Raw genomic sequence first — 18,234 nt, 5'->3', positions numbered from 1 at the left:
TGACAAAAAGCAAGCAATGGAGCGGAATCCTCGATGGATTCCGCTCCATTCAACATCTGTTCAAACCGGAGATTCTTCGCTTCGCTCAGAATAACAAATAGTTCTTTGCTTGCGGTAGAACGACTTTTTCGACAGTCTGAGCGAAACAGCAAACTGTTTCGCTTTCTTTTATATTAATGCTAAAGTTCGCAAAATAAACACACCTAAAAACAACGTAAAGATGCACATCAAGGTAGAAATTACGATAATCTGACCTGCCATTTTATAATCGCTTTGCATCTGCTTTGCCATAATATAGCTGGAAACGGCTGTAGGACCACCGAAAATTATCAGAACAATACCAAGTCCAACCGTTCGTATTCCGCAAAAATAAGCACAAAACACAGCGACAAGCGGAACAACAACGGTTTTCATTACAGAAGACAAAACCGCAAGCCCAACTCTTCCCTTTAACGCATTTAAATCAAAGCTCGCACCAAGGCTTATAAGTGCCAACGGCACTGCCATCTCACCCAAGTAAGAAATGCTCTGGTTTGCAAAACCGGGCATTTTAAGTCCCGACACATTCCATAAAAGTGCAAGGGCGATGGCGATAATCAGCGGATTGGTGTAGATTTTTTTGCAAACATTGACCGTCATTTCTTTGGCGGTCATTTTTTTGTCAACCGGAGCGAACACACTTAAAACAATTACAGAATAGATATTGTAAAGTGTTACCACAAACGGCAGACACATGGCGATGGCAGGCTCGCCAACTACCGGAAACATATTACGAGCAACCGTTACACCCAAAATTGCCGCATTGGAGCGGCACATACCCTGAATAAATGCTCCACGTTTGGCATTATCTTTTAAAAAAACACTTACAATTGATGTGGATAACACAAAAAGAACCGTCACTGCCATACAGCAGAACAGAATCAGTTTTAAATTCAGACTTTTATTTAAGTCCACAAATGCGATGTCAATAAAAAGTAAACAGGGTAAACAAAGCTTAAAGCCGATTTTATCACAGCCGTTAAAAAAGCTTTCGCTTAAAAATTGTGTCTGCTTTAAAACAAAGCCGAGAATGACCATGATAAAAATCGGTGCTATAACGCCGGCGCTGTACAAAATGTCATTTAGCATGTTCACACTACCCCTTTATAAGCTATATCCGAGCTTTTTTACGATTTCTTCTGCTAAATCAAATTTATAACACAAAGTGTCTTTGCTGTGACTGTCGCTGTTAAGCATAATTTTACCGCCGTTATCCAGAATATATTTTAAAATTTCAGGGTTAGGATAAGGCGTGGTGCGATAGCCCCGGGAAATTGCACCTGTGTTGATCTCAAAAGGTTTATTAAATTGCAGAAGATAATCGACTGCCTTTTTCCATGCCGCACGGTACATTGGATGCGTTTCGTCAATCAGAGGCTCCTGCTCGTTAAATTTTGTGAGCAAATCAAAATGACCGATAATATCTGCGCCTGTCTCTTCCACCACTTTAGAAACATTTTCAAAATATTTCTCGCAATAAATATAAATATCATTGTCAAAGTGGGTAGAAACCATTTCCTTGATTTCCTCTAATGTACCATCCACATCATACCACTTATCGTCCGCCTGCTGATAGTGAACAGAACCGATAACATAATCGTACCCGTGCTTCGGTTTCCCTGCGCGCAAATCCTGCTCAATACCGCAAAGGATTTCCATTTTTCCTTTGTATTTTTCTTTTAATTCTGCAATCGTCTGACGGTATAGAGCTTCCTTTTCTTCCGGCATACAGTATCTGTTGTCAAAAGGCGTAAAGCCGTGCTCTGAAAAGCCCAGCTTTAAAACGCCCATTTTGTATGCGGATTCTGCAACCTCTTCAGGGGTATGCTTACCGTCACTAAAGCAGGTATGTACATGCATGTCTTGTAAAATCATTTGGTCATTTTCTCCTGCTTTACTTTATGGTCAATAACATGCCGGGATGCAAGCTCTTTGTGCACATCCTCAAGGGTGATGCCCATTTCAACCATCATCACCATTACATGGTATGCAAGGTCTGCAATTTCATAAATGGTTTCTTTTTTATCATCGTCTTTTGCAGCAATGATAACCTCTGTGCTTTCTTCGCCAACTTTTTTAAGGATTTTATCAATCCCCTTCTCAAAAAGATAAGTTGTGTACGAGCCTTCTTTCTTTTCTTCTTTTCTGCCGATTAACAAATCCATTAAGGACTGAAGCGAAAACTCGGAACGGCTATCACTTTCCCAGAGCAGATTTTCAAAACAGGAATCGGTACCCAGGTGACACGCAGGGCCGTCTTTTTCCACCACAACCACCAAAGCATCTTTATCGCAATCTGCAGTAATGGATACAATGTGCTGATAGTTTCCGCTAGTCTCCCCTTTCAACCAAAGCTCTGCTCTGGATCGGCTCCAGAAGCAAGTTTTTTCCTTATCCATAGAAATGCCGAGGCTTTCCTTGTTCATGTATGCAAGGGTTAAAACTTTCTTTGTGATGGCATCCACCACAATAGCAGGAATCAACCCTTTTTCATCAAATTTCAAATCGTCAATTGTAATCATTTTCATTCTCCTTTAAATTCTTACGGGGATATTTTCAGCTTTTAAAGCCTGTTTCAAATCCGGAATGGCAACCTCTTTGAAATGGAAAATGGACGCTGCAAGCCCGGCATCCACTTTAGGCAGAGCGTGGAATAATTCAATAAAATCCTTGATTCCGCCTGCGCCGCCCGATGCGATAACAGGAACAGAAACTGCATTGCAGACCGCATCTAACATTTCTAAATCAAAGCCATTCTTCACACCATCGGTGTCAATGGAATTCAGCACCACTTCACCTGCACCTAAGTCCACACATTTTTTGATCCAGGAAACCGCTTCCATGCCCGTGTTTTCTCTGCCACCTTTTGCAAACACACGAAACACGCCATCTACCCGCTTTACATCAGCAGAGATTACAACACATTGGTCACCATAGCGCTTTGCAGCCTCATAAATCAGATTTGGATTACGGATAGCACCGGAATTCACACTCACTTTATCCGCACCGCATTTTAAAACCCGGTCAAAATCCGAAACCTCGTTGATACCGCCTCCAACAGTGAGCGGAATAAAAATGGTTTTGGCAACCTCGGTTAAAATGTCGGTAAAAAGTGCTCTGCCTTCAGCTGACGCTGTGATATCATAAAATACAAGCTCATCTGCACCGTTGTCACTGTAATATTTTGCAAGTTCCACAGGTGAAGAAACATCCGAGATTCCTTCAAAATTTACGCCCTTAACCACACGTCCGTTCTTTACGTCCAGACACGGAATAATTCTTTTTGTTATCATTTTGCCACCTCAATTGCCTGCTTTAAATCAATTGCACCGGTGTAGTATGCTTTGCCGATGATTGCACCGTACATATCAATTTTTGCAAGCTTTTCCACATCTTCAATAGAGGAAACACCCCCTGAAGCAATGATGTCAATATCAAATTTCTGCTGTAATTCACGGTACAAATCATGATTGGTTCCCTGCATGGCGCCATCTTTAGAAACGTCGGTACAAATAATGGTTTTTACACCCAAATTCTGCATTTTTTCGCAAAATTCCATGCAAGAATACTGTGATTTTTCAGTCCAGCCTTTAATAGCAACAAAACCGTCCTTCACATCTACCCCCACGGCAATTTTTTCGCCGTGTTTTTTTACGGCTTCTTCCAAAAATGCCGGGTCGCTTACCGCAGCTGTACCTAAAATAACACGGTTTACGCCAGCTTCAATATAAGTATCAACCACCTGCATACTGCGGATGCCGCCACCTACTTCGGTAAACAGATTTGTATTTTCTTTAATATATTTAATGGTTTCAAGATTGGGGGTACCGCCTGTTTTAGCACCCTCTAAATCTACAAGATGCAAAAAGGACGCACCTTTGCTTTCAAAATCTTTTGCAATCTCTACGGGATTTTCGCTATACACCGTCATTTTGTCATATTCGCCCTTTAAAAGACGAACCGCTTTACCTTCATAGAGGTCAATTGCAGGGTATATAAACATATGTTGTTACGCCTCCATTTCACAAAATGCTCGTAAAATTTTTAGTCCCACTTCTCCGCTTTTTTCGGGATGAAACTGACAGCCACACACATTTTTATATGCCACTGCCGCGGTTAATTCAGCACCGTATTCCGCTGTAGCAATCACACTTTCAGAGCAGTTTGCACCATAATAAGAGTGCACAAAATAAACGAAATCGCCCTCTTTCAGATGTTTGAAAATAGGATGCTTTTCTTCTCCGAAATGCAATGCATTCCAGCCGATGTGCGGGATTTTATAATCCTTAGGAATAACATCCGAAATGGGACGGATTTCTCCGGGAATTAACCCTAAGCCTTCATGCTCACCATATTCAAAGCTTTTATCCAAAAGAAGTTGCATGCCAAGACAAATTCCCAAAATCGGTTTGCCTTTTTTCGCTTCTTCTTTCAACACGGCATCTAAGTCCGAAGCACGAAGTTTATCTGCCGCATCTCCAAACGCACCAACACCGGGAAGAATAATCTTATCGGCTGAGCGAATCACCTCTACATCCCCGGTTACAACCGTTTCCACATCAATTGCGCCAAAGGAGCTTGCCAGAGAAAACAGATTGCCTACACCGTAATCTACTATCGCAACCATTATAAAACCCCTTTCGTGGACGGGATTTCGTCTGCAAAAGCGGGGTCAATAGCAACCGCTTGCTTTAAAGCTCTTGCAACAGATTTAAAAGTTCCTTCAATGATGTGGTGTGCATTGGAACCTGCAAGTTGTTTGATATGTAAGGTGCATTTTGCACATCTTACAAACCCTAAGAAAAACTCTTCGGTAAGCTCTGTATCAAATGTGCCAACTTTTGCAGTCGGAATTTGCAAATCACAATTTAAATAGCTTCTGCCCGACAAATCCACCGCAGATAAAATCAAGGTTTCATCCATGGGAAGAATCATGTTGCCATAGCGAACACAGCCCTTTTTATCGGAAAGTGCTTCAAAAAAAGCCTCGCCCAAGCAAATAGCGATATCTTCAACGGTGTGGTGATCGTCCACCCATGTGTCGCCTTTACAAACTACGTTTAAATCAAAACGACCATGCTTTGCAAAGAGAGTCAGCATGTGATCCAAAAAACCACAACCGCTTTGAATGTCACTTTTGCCCGTGCCGTCTAAGTTAAGTTTAAGTTGAATATCGGTTTCCGCAGTTTTGCGGTTAATTTCTGCAATACGCATCATTTGCCCTCCAAAATTTCTTTCACAGCCGAAAGAAGCGCATCCATTTGCTCTCTTGTGCCGACCGTGATACGGTTATACTCTTTAATTTCTTCTTTGGTGAAATGCCGAACGAGAACACCTCTTTTTTTAAGCTCCAGATATAAAGTTTCTCCTGAAAAAGAGGGATGTTTAACAAACAGGAAGTTTGCAGTAGAATCAGTCATTTCAAAACCCATTTCTTTTAAAGCCTTTGCAGTATAAGCGCGGTTTTCAATAATGGTTTTGCAATTTGATTTTGTGTATGCTTCATCCAGCATGCAGCCAACGCCCATCGCCATGGTCATGCGGTTTACGTTATACGGATTTGTGGAATACTTAATGGCATTTAAATCACAAATCAGCTTCTCGTTTGCGATACCCACGCCAAGTCTTGCGCCGGCCAAAGAACGGGATTTGGAAAAGGTTTGGGTTACAAGCAAATTGTCGTATTTATGAATCAGTGAAACCGCGCTCTCGTTACCAAAATCCACGTACGCTTCATCCACAACCACAATGTTATCCGGATTGGATTTTATAATGCGTTCAATGTCCGAAAGCGGAAGTGCGATACCCGTCGGTGCGTTGGGATTTGCAATAAATACCGTTTTGTTTACACCGCAGTAATCGCTGATATCAATTGTAAAATCCTCTTTGAGCGGAATTTCGGTAAAGGGCACTCTGTTAATTTCTGCAAACACGCTGTAAAAGCCATAGGTAATGTTTGGGAATATCGCAGGCGTGTTTTCGTCACAGTATGCCATAAATGCAAAGTTTAAAATTTCGTCCGACCCGTTGGTAAAAAGGATTTCCTTTTCTGAAACGCCGTAAACGGTCGCAAAAGTTTTAACCAGGTCACGGCACTCGGGGTCTGAATACAACTGTGCATTTTCCGCTGCCTTTGAAGCATACTCTATCGCTTTTGCAGAAGGCGGAAACGGCGATTCATTGGTATTTAATTTTATGTATTTCATTTCTTTCGGCTGTTCGCCGGGTGTATAAGGGACAAGTGTTTTATACTTGTCACTGAAAAAACGACTCAAATGATTCACTCCTCAAAACGGATGGTTGCACTTTTTGCGTGTGCTGTCAATCCTTCTTTTTCCGCAAAGAATGCCACATCCTCTGCAACGCGCTTCAAAGCATCTTTTGTGTAATAGGTATACTGGGTTTTCTTCACAAAATCATCCACCGACAAGGGACTTGAAAATTTTGCCGTACCGCTTGTGGGCAGGGTGTGATTCGGACCTGCGTAATAATCACCTAAAGCTTCAGGACAATTTTTGCCCATGAAAATAGAACCTGCATGCCGGATACCGTCTAAATAATCAAAGGGGTTGTCTACACAAAGCTCTAAATGCTCGGGTGCAATCTCGTTTGCAATTTCGATTACCACGCCCAAGTTATCGGCTACAATGATTTTACCGTTTTCATCAATAGAAGTTCTTGCAATTTCAGCCCGTTCCAAAAGCGGAATCTGTTCTTCAAGCTGTTGCTGTACAGCCAAAGCCAATTCCATGGAATCGGTAACCAGAACCGCACTTGCCATTTTATCATGCTCCGCCTGAGAAAGCAAATCTGCCGCAACAAATTTCGGGTTTGTGGTTTTGTCTGCCACAACCAAAATTTCACTGGGACCTGCAATCATGTCAATGGAAACAATACCATATACCTGCTTTTTCGCTTCTGCAACAAAGGCATTACCCGGGCCTACAATTTTGTCCACCTTCGGAACGGATTCTGTGCCATATGCCAGTGCCGCAATTGCCTGCGCACCGCCAAGCTTAAAGATTTTATCCACACCTGCAATCTGTGCAGCGGCCAAAATAACCGGATTGATTTTTCCGTCCGCACCGGGAGGCGTTACCATAACAACCTCTTTTACCCCTGCGATTTTAGCAGGTATAGCATCCATTAAAACGGTGGACGGATATGCCGCTGTACCGCCCGGCACATAAAGACCTGCGCGGTCAACCGGAATAACCTTCTGCCCGGTTACAATGCCGTTTTCGTCATTCTGAATAAAGCTTTGACGAACCTGCTTTTCGTGAAATTTACGAATGTTTTCGGATGCTTTTTGTAAGATCTCCAAAAAGCGAGGCTCTACCAACTGCATTGCTTCTTCTTTTTCGGCATCCGAAACCAGTAAAGCGTTAAGTTTTGCCTTATCAAATTTTTCGCAGTACATCAAAAGTGCTTTATCTCCATCCTTACGTACTGTCTGAATGATGTCCGAAACAATTTCTTCCACATTCATTTTCGGGACAACTCTGGCAAAAATATCTTCGTTTGCCACTTCCCCGTATTTTAAAATCTTAATCATTTTTTGCCTCCATTTGTTCTGTCATACTCCGGATGATGGTTTCAATCTGTTCGTTTTTAAACTTAAAGCTGGATTTGTTGGCAATCAATCTTGCGCTGATGGGCACAATGGTGTCTACAACCTCCAGATTGTTTTCTTTTAAAGTGGTTCCGGTTTCTACAATATCCACAATGACGTCCGAAAGCCCTAAAATCGGTGCGATTTCAATGGAACCGTTCAAGTGAATAATATCAATGTCTCTGCCCTGCTCGGTGTAGAATTTTTTTGCGATATTGGAAAATTTAGTGGCAACACGCAGAGTCTTTTGCGGGTCGTCATAAAAATCATTCTTTGCGGCAACCGCCATTCGGCATTTACCGATATCCAGATCCAAAAGCTCATAAACTTCAGGTGCATATTCCAACAAAATATCCTTGCCTGCAACACCGATGTCTGCCGCACCGTGTTCAACATAAATGGCAACATCCGACGGTTTTACCCAGAAATAGCGGATACCTTTTTCAGGGTTTTCAAAAATCAGTTTACGGTTATTTTCATGAATAGACGGACATTCAAAGCCTGCTTTTTCAAACATGGCATACACCTTTTCGCCAAGCCGTCCTTTGGGGAGTGCAACATTAAGCATTGTTTTCAACAATCTCCACTCCTCTCTCTTGTAATTTCAAAAGTTGTTTATAACGGATTTTCTCGGGTACACTTCTTTGCACCATCACGCGCTTGCCGTTATCGGTCAGAAGCTTTACTGCGTTATAAAGCGCATCCGCATTTGCATCTTCATCATACAAAATCACCGCATCCACATCATAGCTTTCGGTGTTTTCGTTCAAGCGCTCCAATAAATCCAGATATACAGCAAAGCCGATAGCTTTTGTATTTCTTTTCATTTTCTGCATCAGCTTGTCATATTGACCGCCTGCTAAAATACCGGTAGGAATACCGTTTACAAAACCTTTGAACACAATCCCGTTATAGTAATGGGTGTCATTGATTACCGAAAAATCAAGACGGATTTTTTCAGACACACTAAAGTTTTTTAGCATCAGAAGAACTTTTTCAAGCTGTGCAACTGCTGTTTGCACCGCATCGCTTTCTGAAAGTTCTTTTAAAACAGGCAAAACGGTTTCGGGACTTCCGTATGTAGCGGCAAGTTTTTTGAGCTTAAAGCCGTCCTTTTGCTCTTTCTGACAAACGTTTTCGATGCCATGTACATTCTTTTCGGAAATGCAGGCAATTACTTCCTTTTCCGCCTCGGGCGAAAGATGTAATTCTTCCAAAAGTGCCGAAAGAATGCCCAAATGCGAAACATCTAAAATAAAATCACCTGAAATACTGTTTAAGCTTTCCGCTGCAAGCATTAAAACTTCAAAAATGCAGTAGTCATCCACTGCACCGATACATTCCAAGCCCACCTGCATAATTTCTTTAAATGCATTTGTACCTTTGGAAACACGGTATACGTTTTCGTCATAGTATACCTTTTGCACATAGTCTTTCGTTTCTTTTGTATTTTTTATAATAGACAGTGTAACGTCTGGTTTTAACGCCATCAGTCTGCCATCGGTATCATTAAATGTGATAACGTTCTCAGAAACCAGAAAATCCTTGTTCCGCACATACAGGTCATACTCTTCAAATTTGCTCATTTTGTACTGGGTATATCCGTATTTGCGATACAGAGAACGAAGCGCAAAAACCGCCTTTTCATCGTTTCTGAGCACTGTGTTGTCAATCATTGTTTTTCCCCTTTTCTGCCATTTTCTGTAATGCCGAAGTATAACCGTCTCTGCCGTACACAAGACATTTGTTTACACGGCTGATGGTTGCGGTACTCGCACCCGTTTTTTTTGAAATTTCCTGATAGCTGATATTTTGGTTTAAAAGCTCTGCCACTTCCCAACGCTGGGAAATAGACTGCAATTCTTTTACCGTGCAGATATCTTCAAAAAAATCATAGCATTCATCTAACGACTCTAAGTTTAAAATCACCTGAAAAAGTCTGTCTGTTTCGGGATTTCTCATTTTATCCATAGTATGACCTCCAATACACTTTCACATTTTAACACACTAAATCGCTAAAGTCAATAGTTTTTTATAATTTTTTAACTGTTTCAGGGCTAATTTTGCCAAAAAGAGCAAGAATTTGTTCTTCTGTTGCCAAATTCTGCGAAAAAGCGGATGCACTTCCTGCGCAAGCTGCAAAACGCAAGCAATCTGCATAATTAAAATGTTTTTCTTTAGCTGTCAGGAATCCTGCAACTGTAGAATCACCTGCACCTGTAGAGTTGATTACCTTACCTCGGGGTGCAGGACAAAAACAGACCTCTCCGTCTTCCGATGCCAGTATTGCACCGTCCCCTGCCATGGAAACCATTACATTTCTTGCGCCAAGTTCCCGAAGCTCCACTGCATAATGCTTTACATCAGCCAAAGACCTGATTTCAACACCGAAAAAGTCAGCAAGCTCAATGTGGTTCGGCTTTATAAGATATGGCTTATATTGCAAGCATGGAGAAAGCAAATTTTTTTCAGCGTCCACAATCAGCTTTATATTTTTGTTTTGGGTAAATTCAGCAATATCTGCGTAAATGGTTTTAGGGATACTACCCGGCACACTGCCTGCAAGCACCAAAATATCTCCCTCATTTAACTGCTTGATTTTACCATACAACGCATCTAACGCATTCGATGAAACCGCAGGTCCGTTTCCGTTCACCTCGGTTTCCTGTTCAGCCTTTAATTTAACATTGATTCGCGAAAATCCATTTTCTAACCGTATTAACTCACTTTGAATGCCTCGATTCAAGAGAAGTCTCTCTATTTCAGCACCCGTAAAACCTGCAGTAATGCCAAGTGCAACACTAGGAATGTGAAGATTTTGTAGCACTAGCGAAACATTAATACCTTTTCCGCCCGGCAAAACCGCCTCTTCTGCAGAACGGTTTACTTCGCCATCTCTGAAATGCGGAATCCGCATAATATAGTCAAGTGACGGATTTAAAGTTACTGTGTAAATCATTTTCACCAAATCTCCTAAAAAACATTTCTTATATTATATATGCTTTTGCTTAAAATGTCAATGAACGTATTGAAATATGTGTTTTTGGTTGACTTCTTCTGCGTTTTGTTGTATGCTTAAATTAGAAATAGGAGTTGACTCGTTTTTTACGTCGGTTACACCTTCAATGGTGGCTGCGTCGGAGTCAACTCCTATTTTTATAAAACGTATAGCATTCTATCTGTTGTACATTCCAATCTATCTTTCAAACAACATCCACAAAAACGGCAATGGACTCCATCTGCTTTCTGTGTTCTGCCTCAATTTCTGCATTCAAAGGAATCATATACTGCTTGTTCAAATCAGTTACCCGTTCTTCAGCCCATCCATCAGATACTCTAGAAGAAGAGATTTCGTCAGCTGTTGTCCCTTGTCGTCCAGTTCTATTATATAATCCGCTAGTCTTAGTATATCCTGTTCCTTCGGGCAAAGAAATAATGTTAGCGCTATAACGTCTCTTGGAATTCCTAATTTCGTCAACCACACTATCATTTGCTTGTGTGCTTCTGTCAGATTGTGTTTTAATGAACTCATCTGCCTCATACCCCATTTCTTTTAAAACAAATTCTATTTCTCCACTGTAATTATCTAAATAGTTAAAGTCCAATCGGAATATTGGTGCAACAGTTCCACCATCACCTTTGTAAAAAAGATAGAAATAATGCTTTGTGTCCTTACGCCCGGAACACGCAATACAATCAAGCAATCCCTCAGTCCTGTTCGAATAATGTTCGGCTGTCTTAAAAGTGTGCCGTAAAACCTCCATATCGGAATTCGGTATTTTTATAGTTGCACCATTATTATACAAAATACCGGGCATACCTCTCAATGAATCCGCAATCGATAATACCTGTTCTTCATGATTGACAAAAACATCATTCGCACTCTTTTGATTTGATTTTATCACATCAGCCTGAACTGTGTCAATACCAACCTTCGCATACTGTTTCGTTCCATCATTTTCCGGCTTGACATTTGACGTGTTTTGTGTTATATTTTTTATAGAGGAACTTTTATTCGATAGCAGGAGATTCTGTTTTGGAATCGTATTGCTGACCGAAGAAGTTCCTCTCTTTTTAAACTCAATAGAATATTGATATTGTGAGTCACCTTTATCTCTAATAGAAAAAACCACGTCAAACGGAACATTATCAAGATATATTTTACTTTCAAACTGATACCAATATTTAACGTTTTTATGTGCGTCATTTTTAGGTTTTTCTCCCAAAACGCTTGGTTCAATTTCAAGTAAAGGACTACGTTGAACATATACACTGTTTTCAAGAATATCGGCCATATCATAAAGCGAATTAATTTTCGCATGAAACTCTTCGCTTGAACTTGCGTTATCCCCATAAATATTTTTCTTTGCAGTAAACTTATCACCTTGGACTGTAATTTTTTTCTTTCGAGCATCTAAATGAACTGCACCAAAATTAAAAACAGATGCAATTCTTTTTTCAAACTCATCAATACGTGTTTCTAATGAGACATCAGGAAGGAACCCACTTTTATACATACGTCTCCCATCTCGACTCTTGCCAACAAATGAATATGAAACGTCAGTTGGTTTTACTATATGTTTGTTCAAGCCATACCCCTCAGCAAGTGCCTGCATACCGATATTCACACTGTTTTGTCTCGAGGTCTTATACATTGCATCCGAAAGCTTCTGTTGCACCTGTTCTGCAAAAGTAAGCTCCGTTCGCTTGCCACGAATACCGTTAAACACATCCCCCACCTTCTGAATGGTGTCGGAGATTTTTTGCACCAAAAATTGACATTTTCATAAACTGTTATTGTAACCGTTTGGTTACGGAAAGGTTGAAAAACATGGCAAATCAGACAAACAATAATAACAATAACGATAAAACTGTATGGTTTGTCCCGAATATGTTGGCTGCGGCATTTGTTGTTCCGCAATACGGTGCCGACACCTTTGAGCCTATGGAAGGCTTAAAGCGCGGTACAATTTATCCGGAGCTTTATATGCCCTATATTACAAGGAGGGACCGTAAATGACGCAAAAAGAAATGATGGAACAGATTATGGCTTTGCAATTTACGCTGATTGACTTAGGTCAGTATCTGGATACACATCCTTTCGATTCCAATGCCATTTCCTATTATAATGACTATAAAGAAGAATGGCAAAAATTATGGAAAGAATACGAAGAAAAATACGAACCCCTGACCGCCGGAAGCAACAATCCCACAAGTTGGGCTTGGCTTGACAATCCGTGGCCCTGGGAAAATATGTTTGAATAAGGAGGATGAACTATGTGGCAATATGAAAAGAAATTAGAGTATCCAATCAATATCAAACGCCCCGATCCCCGCATGGCAAAACTAATCATCAGCCAATACGGTGGTCCGGACGGCGAGCTTGGTGCATCTCTTCGCTATTTATCCCAGCGTTATTCCATGCCTACCAAAGAAGCAAAAGGCATTCTGACGGATGTGGGCACAGAAGAACTGGCGCATCTCGAAATGGTTGGGACAATGGTACGACAGCTTTTAAGAGGCGCATCCGAAGAACAGATTATGCGTGACTACGGCCCGATGTATGTAGACCATGGATTGGGCGTATATCCTATGTCCGCAGGCGGTGTGCCTTACAATGCCTTTTCTATGCAGGTAAAAGGCGACCCCATCACCGACATCGCAGAGGACATGGGCGCAGAGCAGAAAGCACGTTCGACGTATGAGTATCTTTTGGATATGGCGGATGATCCGGATGTTATTGACCCACTACGCTTCTTGCGGGAGCGCGAAATCGTGCATTTTCAGAGATTTGGCGAAATCATGAATCAACTGAACGAATTAAAAGGTAAAAAGAAGCTGTATTAAATTTAAAGCGACAACCGTACGGTTGTCGCTTTTATTTATATGTTCATCAATTTCATCATGTTTGGTGGAACCAGCTCGTAAATTGGTGCTTCGTCGCCGAAATCCATCTCAAATACTGCAATGTTTAAAATATCATCCGGCGATTGTTCCGGCAAATTCAAAAAATGAATTACGCCGTTTTCATAAGAAAAATCTACATTTTCGCTGTTAGTGATGCACCGTACCGATTTCGGCACATTTTTATATCCGTTTATACGTTGAGATGTACCGCCCCAAATCCAGTTCCAGAGATAGACTTTATTGCCCTTTCTTGCAGAAGTGCTGATTCCGTTTGCCCCGCTCCCGCCTCTTTGTGACGCGCCGTACACCGCTTCTTTATGTCTTTCAATCCACCTTCCGACCGTTTCAAGGGTTTTCTTTTCGTACTCGTCGATACTGCCATCCGCATTGGGCGAAATGTTAAACAACAGATTTCCGCCACCATACTGACATTTGGACATAAGCTTTATAATATCATGGGCATTGATTTTAAAGGGATATGCCTTTTCGTGATCCACACCGCCAAAAGCTGTTGTGCTAAACCGCATACACGCCTCCCAATCCCCTTTCATTTTGCTGTAATTGAGTTCATCCTCAGGCGTTCCGTAATCTTCGGACAAAATGCTTCGGTCGTTTATAATAATGTTTGGCTGCAGCTCGCGCACCATTTGATTTCTCTCTAAGCTACCCCACTCTTCAGCCGTGGAAAAAGTGCCTTGTCCATCGTACCACAGCAGGTCAATTTCACCATACTGTGTCATAAGCTCACGCATCTGCTTGTTAATATGTGCAAGAAATCTAAGACGTGCTTGTTCATCAAACCGACAAAGGCTTCCATCCGGAAGCTCCCAGTTCGCAAGGGAAAAATAAAGTCCGACTTTTAAACCGTGTTTACGGCAGGCATCCACAAATTCTTTTACAATGTCTGTTTTCGGACCGTAGTTAACAGCATTGTACGGATTTTGTTCAGAATTCCACAAGGAAAAACCATCATGATGCTGTGTTGTGAGCACAGCATATTTCATGCCCGCTTTTTTTCCGCATTTCACCCACTCTTCAGCCATTCCGGGCTTGTAATTAAGCTTTGTATTCAAGGTTTCCATGTACTCTTCCGAAGAAATGCCCTCGCGCAGTTTTATCCATTCTCCTCTACCATAGCAGGAGTAAATGCCGTAATGCACAAAAAGACCGAATTTTGCATCCCGCCACCAATACATTCTTTTATCACGGGTTTTTGCATTTTCTTGTTGATAGGCTTCCAGATTCATTTTATTATCCTCTTTCATTTTTAGTATAAGCACTGTCGAAAATCCAGTTTGGTTTAGTATGCTCTACACATTCATTACGGCTCAACAATATTGAATTTTGCCGGCATAGAAACATCAAACTCCGTAAGATTATCCGTAATCAGGTCAAGATACTTCGTATTTCCTTCAACCTGAATAAATTTCTTTATACCATCATAATTTCTCTGCAATATCAAAAACAGTGCATTCCTCGGACAGGTAAGCATCATATCCGCATTGTCCGAAAGCTTGTTTTCATAAACAAGCATCACACCAAATTTAAAGTGCACCGTATAATTTTCTGCAACGTCTGTTAATTTAAAATTAACAACAAAATCCTCGTCGGCAAGCTTCTGCTTATCAAGAACAATGCTTATATAATCAAACAGCATAGACGCAGTCATGTTCTTCTGCATATCACCATCATAGGTAGCAGCCTTTCCTCGTCCTGCGGAATTCCCCTCCCGAAGCTCTTTTGCTGCAGACAGATATGCATTTCTCCATGTACCGGATTCAGCCTGATAGCCGAGCTGTTCCAATGCATCTGCGCACAAATATCTCGCATCCTTATTTTCGGGATCGGCAAAAACAATCACATTTGTGATTTCAGCAACCCACTGATATTCGCCGTTTTCAAAGTCTTTTTTTGCCATCTCCAGCACTTTGTCAACATCCCCAAGATACTCTATCCACTTTTTTGCGCTCTCTGATGGAGCAAGCGGATTCAGATGAACAGGATTCGCATCATACCAACCCATATATTTTTCACTTACTGCATGCTCCATAAAATGCTCGAGAACAATCACAGGAATTTTACCGCTTGCAATTTGTTCTGATAAAGGAAGTGTTCTGTCTGCAACCTCTTCCTGCGTTATTATCCCTTTTATTCCGCCAAAGTGGTCAACATGCGAATGTGAAATGACAACCGCCTGCACGTCTCTTTTTCCAAGATTCTTTTCAACAAGCTCCATTGCTGCCTTACTGCACTCAACGCTTATAAGCGTATCGAACACAATCCATCCGGTATCACCCTCGATAACCATCAGATTCGCCATATCATAACCGCGAACCTGATAAATTCCGTCAACCACTTCAAACAATCCGTACGCGTAATTGTTTTTTGTGTTTTCCCACAGGCTCGGATTAACAGTATCGGGTGCTTTTTCGTTTTTTTCGATAAAAGCATACGCCTTCTGACTCCATATTACATGACCGTCTTCATCCTTGATTTCAAGGGCATCAGGTGCATCAATCAAGCCCTTTACGGCAAACTCCGACTCCTTCGTTTCATCAAAATCCAACTGATTATACACATCGGTATTCAACACCAAAGTGTGTTCCGTAGCAGGCTTCACCTCTGCCGTAAAGCCAAGATTCGTACCGCAACTGCAAAGGGACATGAATATTGTCAGACAGAGTAAAATTGATGCTGTTTTTTTTCATATACTGTTGCTCCTTTTCAATTCATTAATATTTTTGCTGTCACAAGCAATTATTTAACCTTATTAAATATATTTTAACATAGCTTGCTTTAAAGTTCAATCTATTTTATCAGAAATGTCACTTTTGAACAGAAAAAAGTAAATTTCAAAAAAGCAGATGCGCTTCGCATCTGCTTTTCCGCTTTACTTTTCGATTACACCAAGACCGTTATAAAATTTGCCGTTCTTTAAAATTCTGTCCTTTACGCGCTGAGCAAAACCTGAGTTGCATACACAACTTAGTGCCTGACGGCGGTTAATTTTCCACTTGAAAATATAACCTAAAAGAGAGTCTGCTTCATCACGGTCCACAATTTCAAACAGTTCCTGGAATTTTAAAATATTGCTGTTTTCGTTTAAAATTTCAGAAAGGGTCTGGTCTAACAACCAGGAATGACATGTGAAGTATTTATACTCAAATTCAGGGAAATATTTAGAAAAGAATGATTTCGCCTGCTCGATGGATGCTTTGCACGCTTCTTTATCCAGCGGACCGGCTTCAGGAATATGTATTTCCATAACCGTGTCGCCTACTTTCAAACCTTTAGAAGGGATATCATGTTCACATTCACCCATGCAGAACTGCAGTCTGCCGATTTTAAAAAGCTTCATTTCGTAATGGTGCTTCAGCCAGGACAATTCGCCCAAATATAGCTCGTTTTTCACATCTGTCCAGGTATCTGTCCATCGGGAAAGATCTTTTACCGTATCGTCAAAGATTTCTTTCGGGATTCCCTTTTCTTCGTATTTCTTTTCCAAAGCATCCAACATAAACAGATACGAAAGAAGATTGCGTTTGCCGTCTTTTTCGTTCACATCATAGTCTTCAATGGTTATCGCGTCCGAAATTTTAATCGTTTCCAATGCTTCGGAAAAAGCTTCATTGTAAGAAGGGTCGAAGCCAATACTTTCGTATCGCTTACGGATAATATCCTTTACTTTCGGATTGTCACATCTCCAGGAATTGGAATTGTCACACTCGGGACTGAGATGTTCAATTTTAACCGGTGTTTTCCCTAAGAAGCGCAAAAGATTGTCATGATAAAGCTTTTGGCGGTTTTCTTTTGAAACCCCGAGCTTATCCATAATCTTTCTGTCGGTTTCGAGCCAGTCGGCCGCCCATTCGGAATTATAATCAAACGCATTGGCATCAGTACCAAAGAAAATATTGTTACCTACATCGTAACCAACGGTATAAAGCTTTGTCAAAAGCTCTTCACGGTAAATTTGGGGTGTGCCTGGTGTAATATCAAAAAACATTTCCGCCGTGTTTTTGGAAATCAAACCGTTTAAAAATTCGCCATACATAGCAATACACTCATCCACCCAGGGCCAGGAGCAATGTCCCATGGAAAAACGGAGTCCTTCAATTTCAATGAGAGCTTCCCAGTTGAGCGGTTTATTGTATTTGGATTCCGGCGTGCCGTCACTCCACAAAATTCCGGAATGGAAAAATACCGGCATATCTATACGCGCCATTTCCTTTAGCACTTTAATGGCTTTTTCTTCATACACATAGTAATCATTAGCACACATTTTAAAAGCACAAATGCCATTTTCTTTCGCCAAAGAAAGATTCTCTATTAAGTTTTCTTCATCGGGATGCACCCAGATAACCGGGAACAATCTGTCAGGACAATCCTTTGTCCAGGAAAGTACTTCATCCATTCTTTGTTGAAAAGAATACACGGTTTTATAGGGCTGACCCGGAATATAGGGCTTATTCGAAAAAACACAACCGCCATATACACCAGCCTTTTCCATTTTTTGAAGCAGGTCCCTCGGATTTGCTTCAGTCATACGAGCATGAAAATGTCCGTCAAAAATCTTCATCATCAATCACCTCTTTTCCTATTTTACAATATATTTTTAGAAAAGTAAATAGTAAAAACCGACTTTTATAAAAAAGTCGGTACAGCGTGTCGATAAA

General features: G+C 41.0%; 20 protein-coding genes. 3 read left to right on the top strand and 17 right to left on the bottom strand.

The features are described from left to right. Positions 1–168: 168 nt before the first annotated feature. The 14 genes from IJE10_08830 to IJE10_08765 form a co-directional block, all read right to left on the bottom strand. Entirely contained in the window at positions 169–1,128 is a 960-nt protein-coding gene (locus IJE10_08830) for an AEC family transporter (GenBank protein ID MBQ2968206.1), read from the bottom strand. Between the two features lie 15 nt (positions 1,129–1,143). Further along, positions 1,144–1,914, bottom strand: coding sequence for a histidinol-phosphatase HisJ family protein (locus IJE10_08825; GenBank protein MBQ2968205.1), 771 nt, complete (start codon positions 1,912–1,914; stop codon positions 1,144–1,146). Further along, a complete protein-coding gene (locus tag IJE10_08820) occupies positions 1,911–2,561 on the bottom strand; it encodes a bifunctional phosphoribosyl-AMP cyclohydrolase/phosphoribosyl-ATP diphosphatase HisIE (GenBank protein ID MBQ2968204.1) in 651 nt (216 codons plus the stop codon). The genes IJE10_08825 and IJE10_08820 overlap by 4 nt, the downstream gene beginning before the upstream one ends. A gap of 12 nt (positions 2,562–2,573) precedes the next feature. After that, complete coding sequence (gene hisF, locus IJE10_08815) at positions 2,574–3,332, bottom strand: imidazole glycerol phosphate synthase subunit HisF (protein ID MBQ2968203.1); 759 nt, start codon at positions 3,330–3,332, stop codon at positions 2,574–2,576. Next, on the bottom strand, positions 3,329–4,042 hold the full coding sequence (gene hisA, locus IJE10_08810; protein ID MBQ2968202.1) for a 1-(5-phosphoribosyl)-5-[(5-phosphoribosylamino)methylideneamino]imidazole-4-carboxamide isomerase: 714 nt from the start codon (positions 4,040–4,042) through the stop codon (positions 3,329–3,331). The genes hisF and hisA overlap by 4 nt, the downstream gene beginning before the upstream one ends. 6 nt (positions 4,043–4,048) lie before the next feature. Next, positions 4,049–4,666: an imidazole glycerol phosphate synthase subunit HisH gene (hisH, locus tag IJE10_08805; GenBank protein ID MBQ2968201.1), complete on the bottom strand. Its 618-nt coding sequence runs from the start codon at positions 4,664–4,666 to the stop codon at positions 4,049–4,051. Continuing rightward, positions 4,666–5,253, bottom strand: a complete 588-nt coding sequence (hisB, locus tag IJE10_08800) for an imidazoleglycerol-phosphate dehydratase HisB (GenBank protein ID MBQ2968200.1) — start codon at positions 5,251–5,253, stop codon at positions 4,666–4,668. Before hisB ends, hisH begins: the two co-directional genes overlap by 1 nt. Further along, the gene (locus IJE10_08795) at positions 5,253–6,314 is read right to left on the bottom strand and encodes a histidinol-phosphate transaminase (protein ID MBQ2968199.1); all 1,062 of its coding nucleotides are present in this window, start codon (positions 6,312–6,314) and stop codon (positions 5,253–5,255) included. Before IJE10_08795 ends, hisB begins: the two co-directional genes overlap by 1 nt. A gap of 5 nt (positions 6,315–6,319) precedes the next feature. After that, complete coding sequence (hisD, locus tag IJE10_08790) at positions 6,320–7,594, bottom strand: histidinol dehydrogenase (protein ID MBQ2968198.1); 1,275 nt, start codon at positions 7,592–7,594, stop codon at positions 6,320–6,322. Next, positions 7,587–8,219, bottom strand: coding sequence for an ATP phosphoribosyltransferase (locus IJE10_08785; GenBank protein ID MBQ2968197.1), 633 nt, complete (start codon positions 8,217–8,219; stop codon positions 7,587–7,589). Before IJE10_08785 ends, hisD begins: the two co-directional genes overlap by 8 nt. Continuing rightward, positions 8,212–9,327 carry an ATP phosphoribosyltransferase regulatory subunit gene (locus IJE10_08780; GenBank protein MBQ2968196.1) on the bottom strand — a complete coding sequence of 372 codons (1,116 nt, stop codon included), beginning with the start codon at positions 9,325–9,327 and terminating at the stop codon, positions 8,212–8,214. Before IJE10_08780 ends, IJE10_08785 begins: the two co-directional genes overlap by 8 nt. Beyond that, positions 9,320–9,622, bottom strand: coding sequence for a hypothetical protein (locus IJE10_08775; protein MBQ2968195.1), 303 nt, complete (start codon positions 9,620–9,622; stop codon positions 9,320–9,322). Before IJE10_08775 ends, IJE10_08780 begins: the two co-directional genes overlap by 8 nt. 61 nt (positions 9,623–9,683) lie before the next feature. Next, positions 9,684–10,610 carry a 1-phosphofructokinase gene (gene pfkB, locus IJE10_08770; protein ID MBQ2968194.1) on the bottom strand — a complete coding sequence of 309 codons (927 nt, stop codon included), beginning with the start codon at positions 10,608–10,610 and terminating at the stop codon, positions 9,684–9,686. A 244-nt stretch (positions 10,611–10,854) separates the two neighbouring features. Then, positions 10,855–12,381, bottom strand: coding sequence for a hypothetical protein (locus IJE10_08765; GenBank protein ID MBQ2968193.1), 1,527 nt, complete (start codon positions 12,379–12,381; stop codon positions 10,855–10,857). 161 nt (positions 12,382–12,542) lie between these two features. Between IJE10_08765 and IJE10_08760 the strand changes: the two genes are divergently transcribed. Genes IJE10_08760 through IJE10_08750 form a run of 3 tightly spaced genes read left to right on the top strand, consistent with a single transcriptional unit; the run spans position 12,543 to position 13,498 of the window. Then, a complete protein-coding gene (locus tag IJE10_08760; protein ID MBQ2968192.1) occupies positions 12,543–12,671 on the top strand; it encodes a spore coat associated protein CotJA in 129 nt (42 codons plus the stop codon). Next, positions 12,668–12,916, top strand: a complete 249-nt coding sequence (locus IJE10_08755; protein ID MBQ2968191.1) for a spore coat protein CotJB — start codon at positions 12,668–12,670, stop codon at positions 12,914–12,916. The genes IJE10_08760 and IJE10_08755 overlap by 4 nt, the downstream gene beginning before the upstream one ends. Positions 12,917–12,928: 12 nt before the next feature. Continuing rightward, positions 12,929–13,498 (top strand): manganese catalase family protein, encoded by a 570-nt coding sequence (locus tag IJE10_08750; GenBank protein MBQ2968190.1) that lies wholly within the window; start codon positions 12,929–12,931, stop codon positions 13,496–13,498. Between the two features lie 35 nt (positions 13,499–13,533). Here the strand turns inward: IJE10_08750 and IJE10_08745 are convergent, their stop codons facing one another. The 3 genes from IJE10_08745 to IJE10_08735 form a co-directional block, all read right to left on the bottom strand. After that, positions 13,534–14,805 carry an alpha-L-fucosidase gene (locus tag IJE10_08745; protein MBQ2968189.1) on the bottom strand — a complete coding sequence of 424 codons (1,272 nt, stop codon included), beginning with the start codon at positions 14,803–14,805 and terminating at the stop codon, positions 13,534–13,536. A 74-nt stretch (positions 14,806–14,879) separates the two neighbouring features. Beyond that, positions 14,880–16,223, bottom strand: coding sequence for an MBL fold metallo-hydrolase (locus IJE10_08740; GenBank protein ID MBQ2968188.1), 1,344 nt, complete (start codon positions 16,221–16,223; stop codon positions 14,880–14,882). 225 nt (positions 16,224–16,448) lie between these two features. After that, entirely contained in the window at positions 16,449–18,140 is a 1,692-nt protein-coding gene (locus IJE10_08735) for a DUF5596 domain-containing protein (protein ID MBQ2968187.1), read from the bottom strand. Positions 18,141–18,234 lie beyond the last annotated feature (94 nt).

The organism is Clostridia bacterium (assembly GCA_017410375.1).
In the GTDB taxonomy this organism is placed as follows: domain Bacteria; phylum Bacillota; class Clostridia; order RGIG6154; family RGIG6154; genus RGIG6154.
This window is presented reverse-complemented; position numbering and strand designations above follow the sequence as displayed.

Coding starts and splice junctions, on each gene's coding strand:
- pfkB (MBQ2968194.1), bottom strand. CDS start 10,610: ATGATTTACACAGTAACTTTAAATCCGTCACTTGACTATATTATGCGG.
- hisA (MBQ2968202.1), bottom strand. CDS start 4,042: ATGTTTATATACCCTGCAATTGACCTCTATGAAGGTAAAGCGGTTCGT.
- IJE10_08755 (MBQ2968191.1), top strand. CDS start 12,668: ATGACGCAAAAAGAAATGATGGAACAGATTATGGCTTTGCAATTTACG.
- IJE10_08785 (MBQ2968197.1), bottom strand. CDS start 8,219: ATGCTTAATGTTGCACTCCCCAAAGGACGGCTTGGCGAAAAGGTGTAT.
- hisF (MBQ2968203.1), bottom strand. CDS start 3,332: ATGATAACAAAAAGAATTATTCCGTGTCTGGACGTAAAGAACGGACGT.
- IJE10_08745 (MBQ2968189.1), bottom strand. CDS start 14,805: ATGAATCTGGAAGCCTATCAACAAGAAAATGCAAAAACCCGTGATAAA.
- IJE10_08760 (MBQ2968192.1), top strand. CDS start 12,543: ATGTTGGCTGCGGCATTTGTTGTTCCGCAATACGGTGCCGACACCTTT.
- IJE10_08750 (MBQ2968190.1), top strand. CDS start 12,929: ATGTGGCAATATGAAAAGAAATTAGAGTATCCAATCAATATCAAACGC.
- hisD (MBQ2968198.1), bottom strand. CDS start 7,594: ATGATTAAGATTTTAAAATACGGGGAAGTGGCAAACGAAGATATTTTT.
- hisH (MBQ2968201.1), bottom strand. CDS start 4,666: ATGGTTGCGATAGTAGATTACGGTGTAGGCAATCTGTTTTCTCTGGCA.
- hisB (MBQ2968200.1), bottom strand. CDS start 5,253: ATGCGTATTGCAGAAATTAACCGCAAAACTGCGGAAACCGATATTCAA.
- IJE10_08820 (MBQ2968204.1), bottom strand. CDS start 2,561: ATGATTACAATTGACGATTTGAAATTTGATGAAAAAGGGTTGATTCCT.
- IJE10_08830 (MBQ2968206.1), bottom strand. CDS start 1,128: ATGCTAAATGACATTTTGTACAGCGCCGGCGTTATAGCACCGATTTTT.
- IJE10_08780 (MBQ2968196.1), bottom strand. CDS start 9,327: ATGATTGACAACACAGTGCTCAGAAACGATGAAAAGGCGGTTTTTGCG.
- IJE10_08775 (MBQ2968195.1), bottom strand. CDS start 9,622: ATGGATAAAATGAGAAATCCCGAAACAGACAGACTTTTTCAGGTGATT.
- IJE10_08740 (MBQ2968188.1), bottom strand. CDS start 16,223: ATGTCCCTTTGCAGTTGCGGTACGAATCTTGGCTTTACGGCAGAGGTG.
- IJE10_08735 (MBQ2968187.1), bottom strand. CDS start 18,140: ATGATGAAGATTTTTGACGGACATTTTCATGCTCGTATGACTGAAGCA.
- IJE10_08825 (MBQ2968205.1), bottom strand. CDS start 1,914: ATGATTTTACAAGACATGCATGTACATACCTGCTTTAGTGACGGTAAG.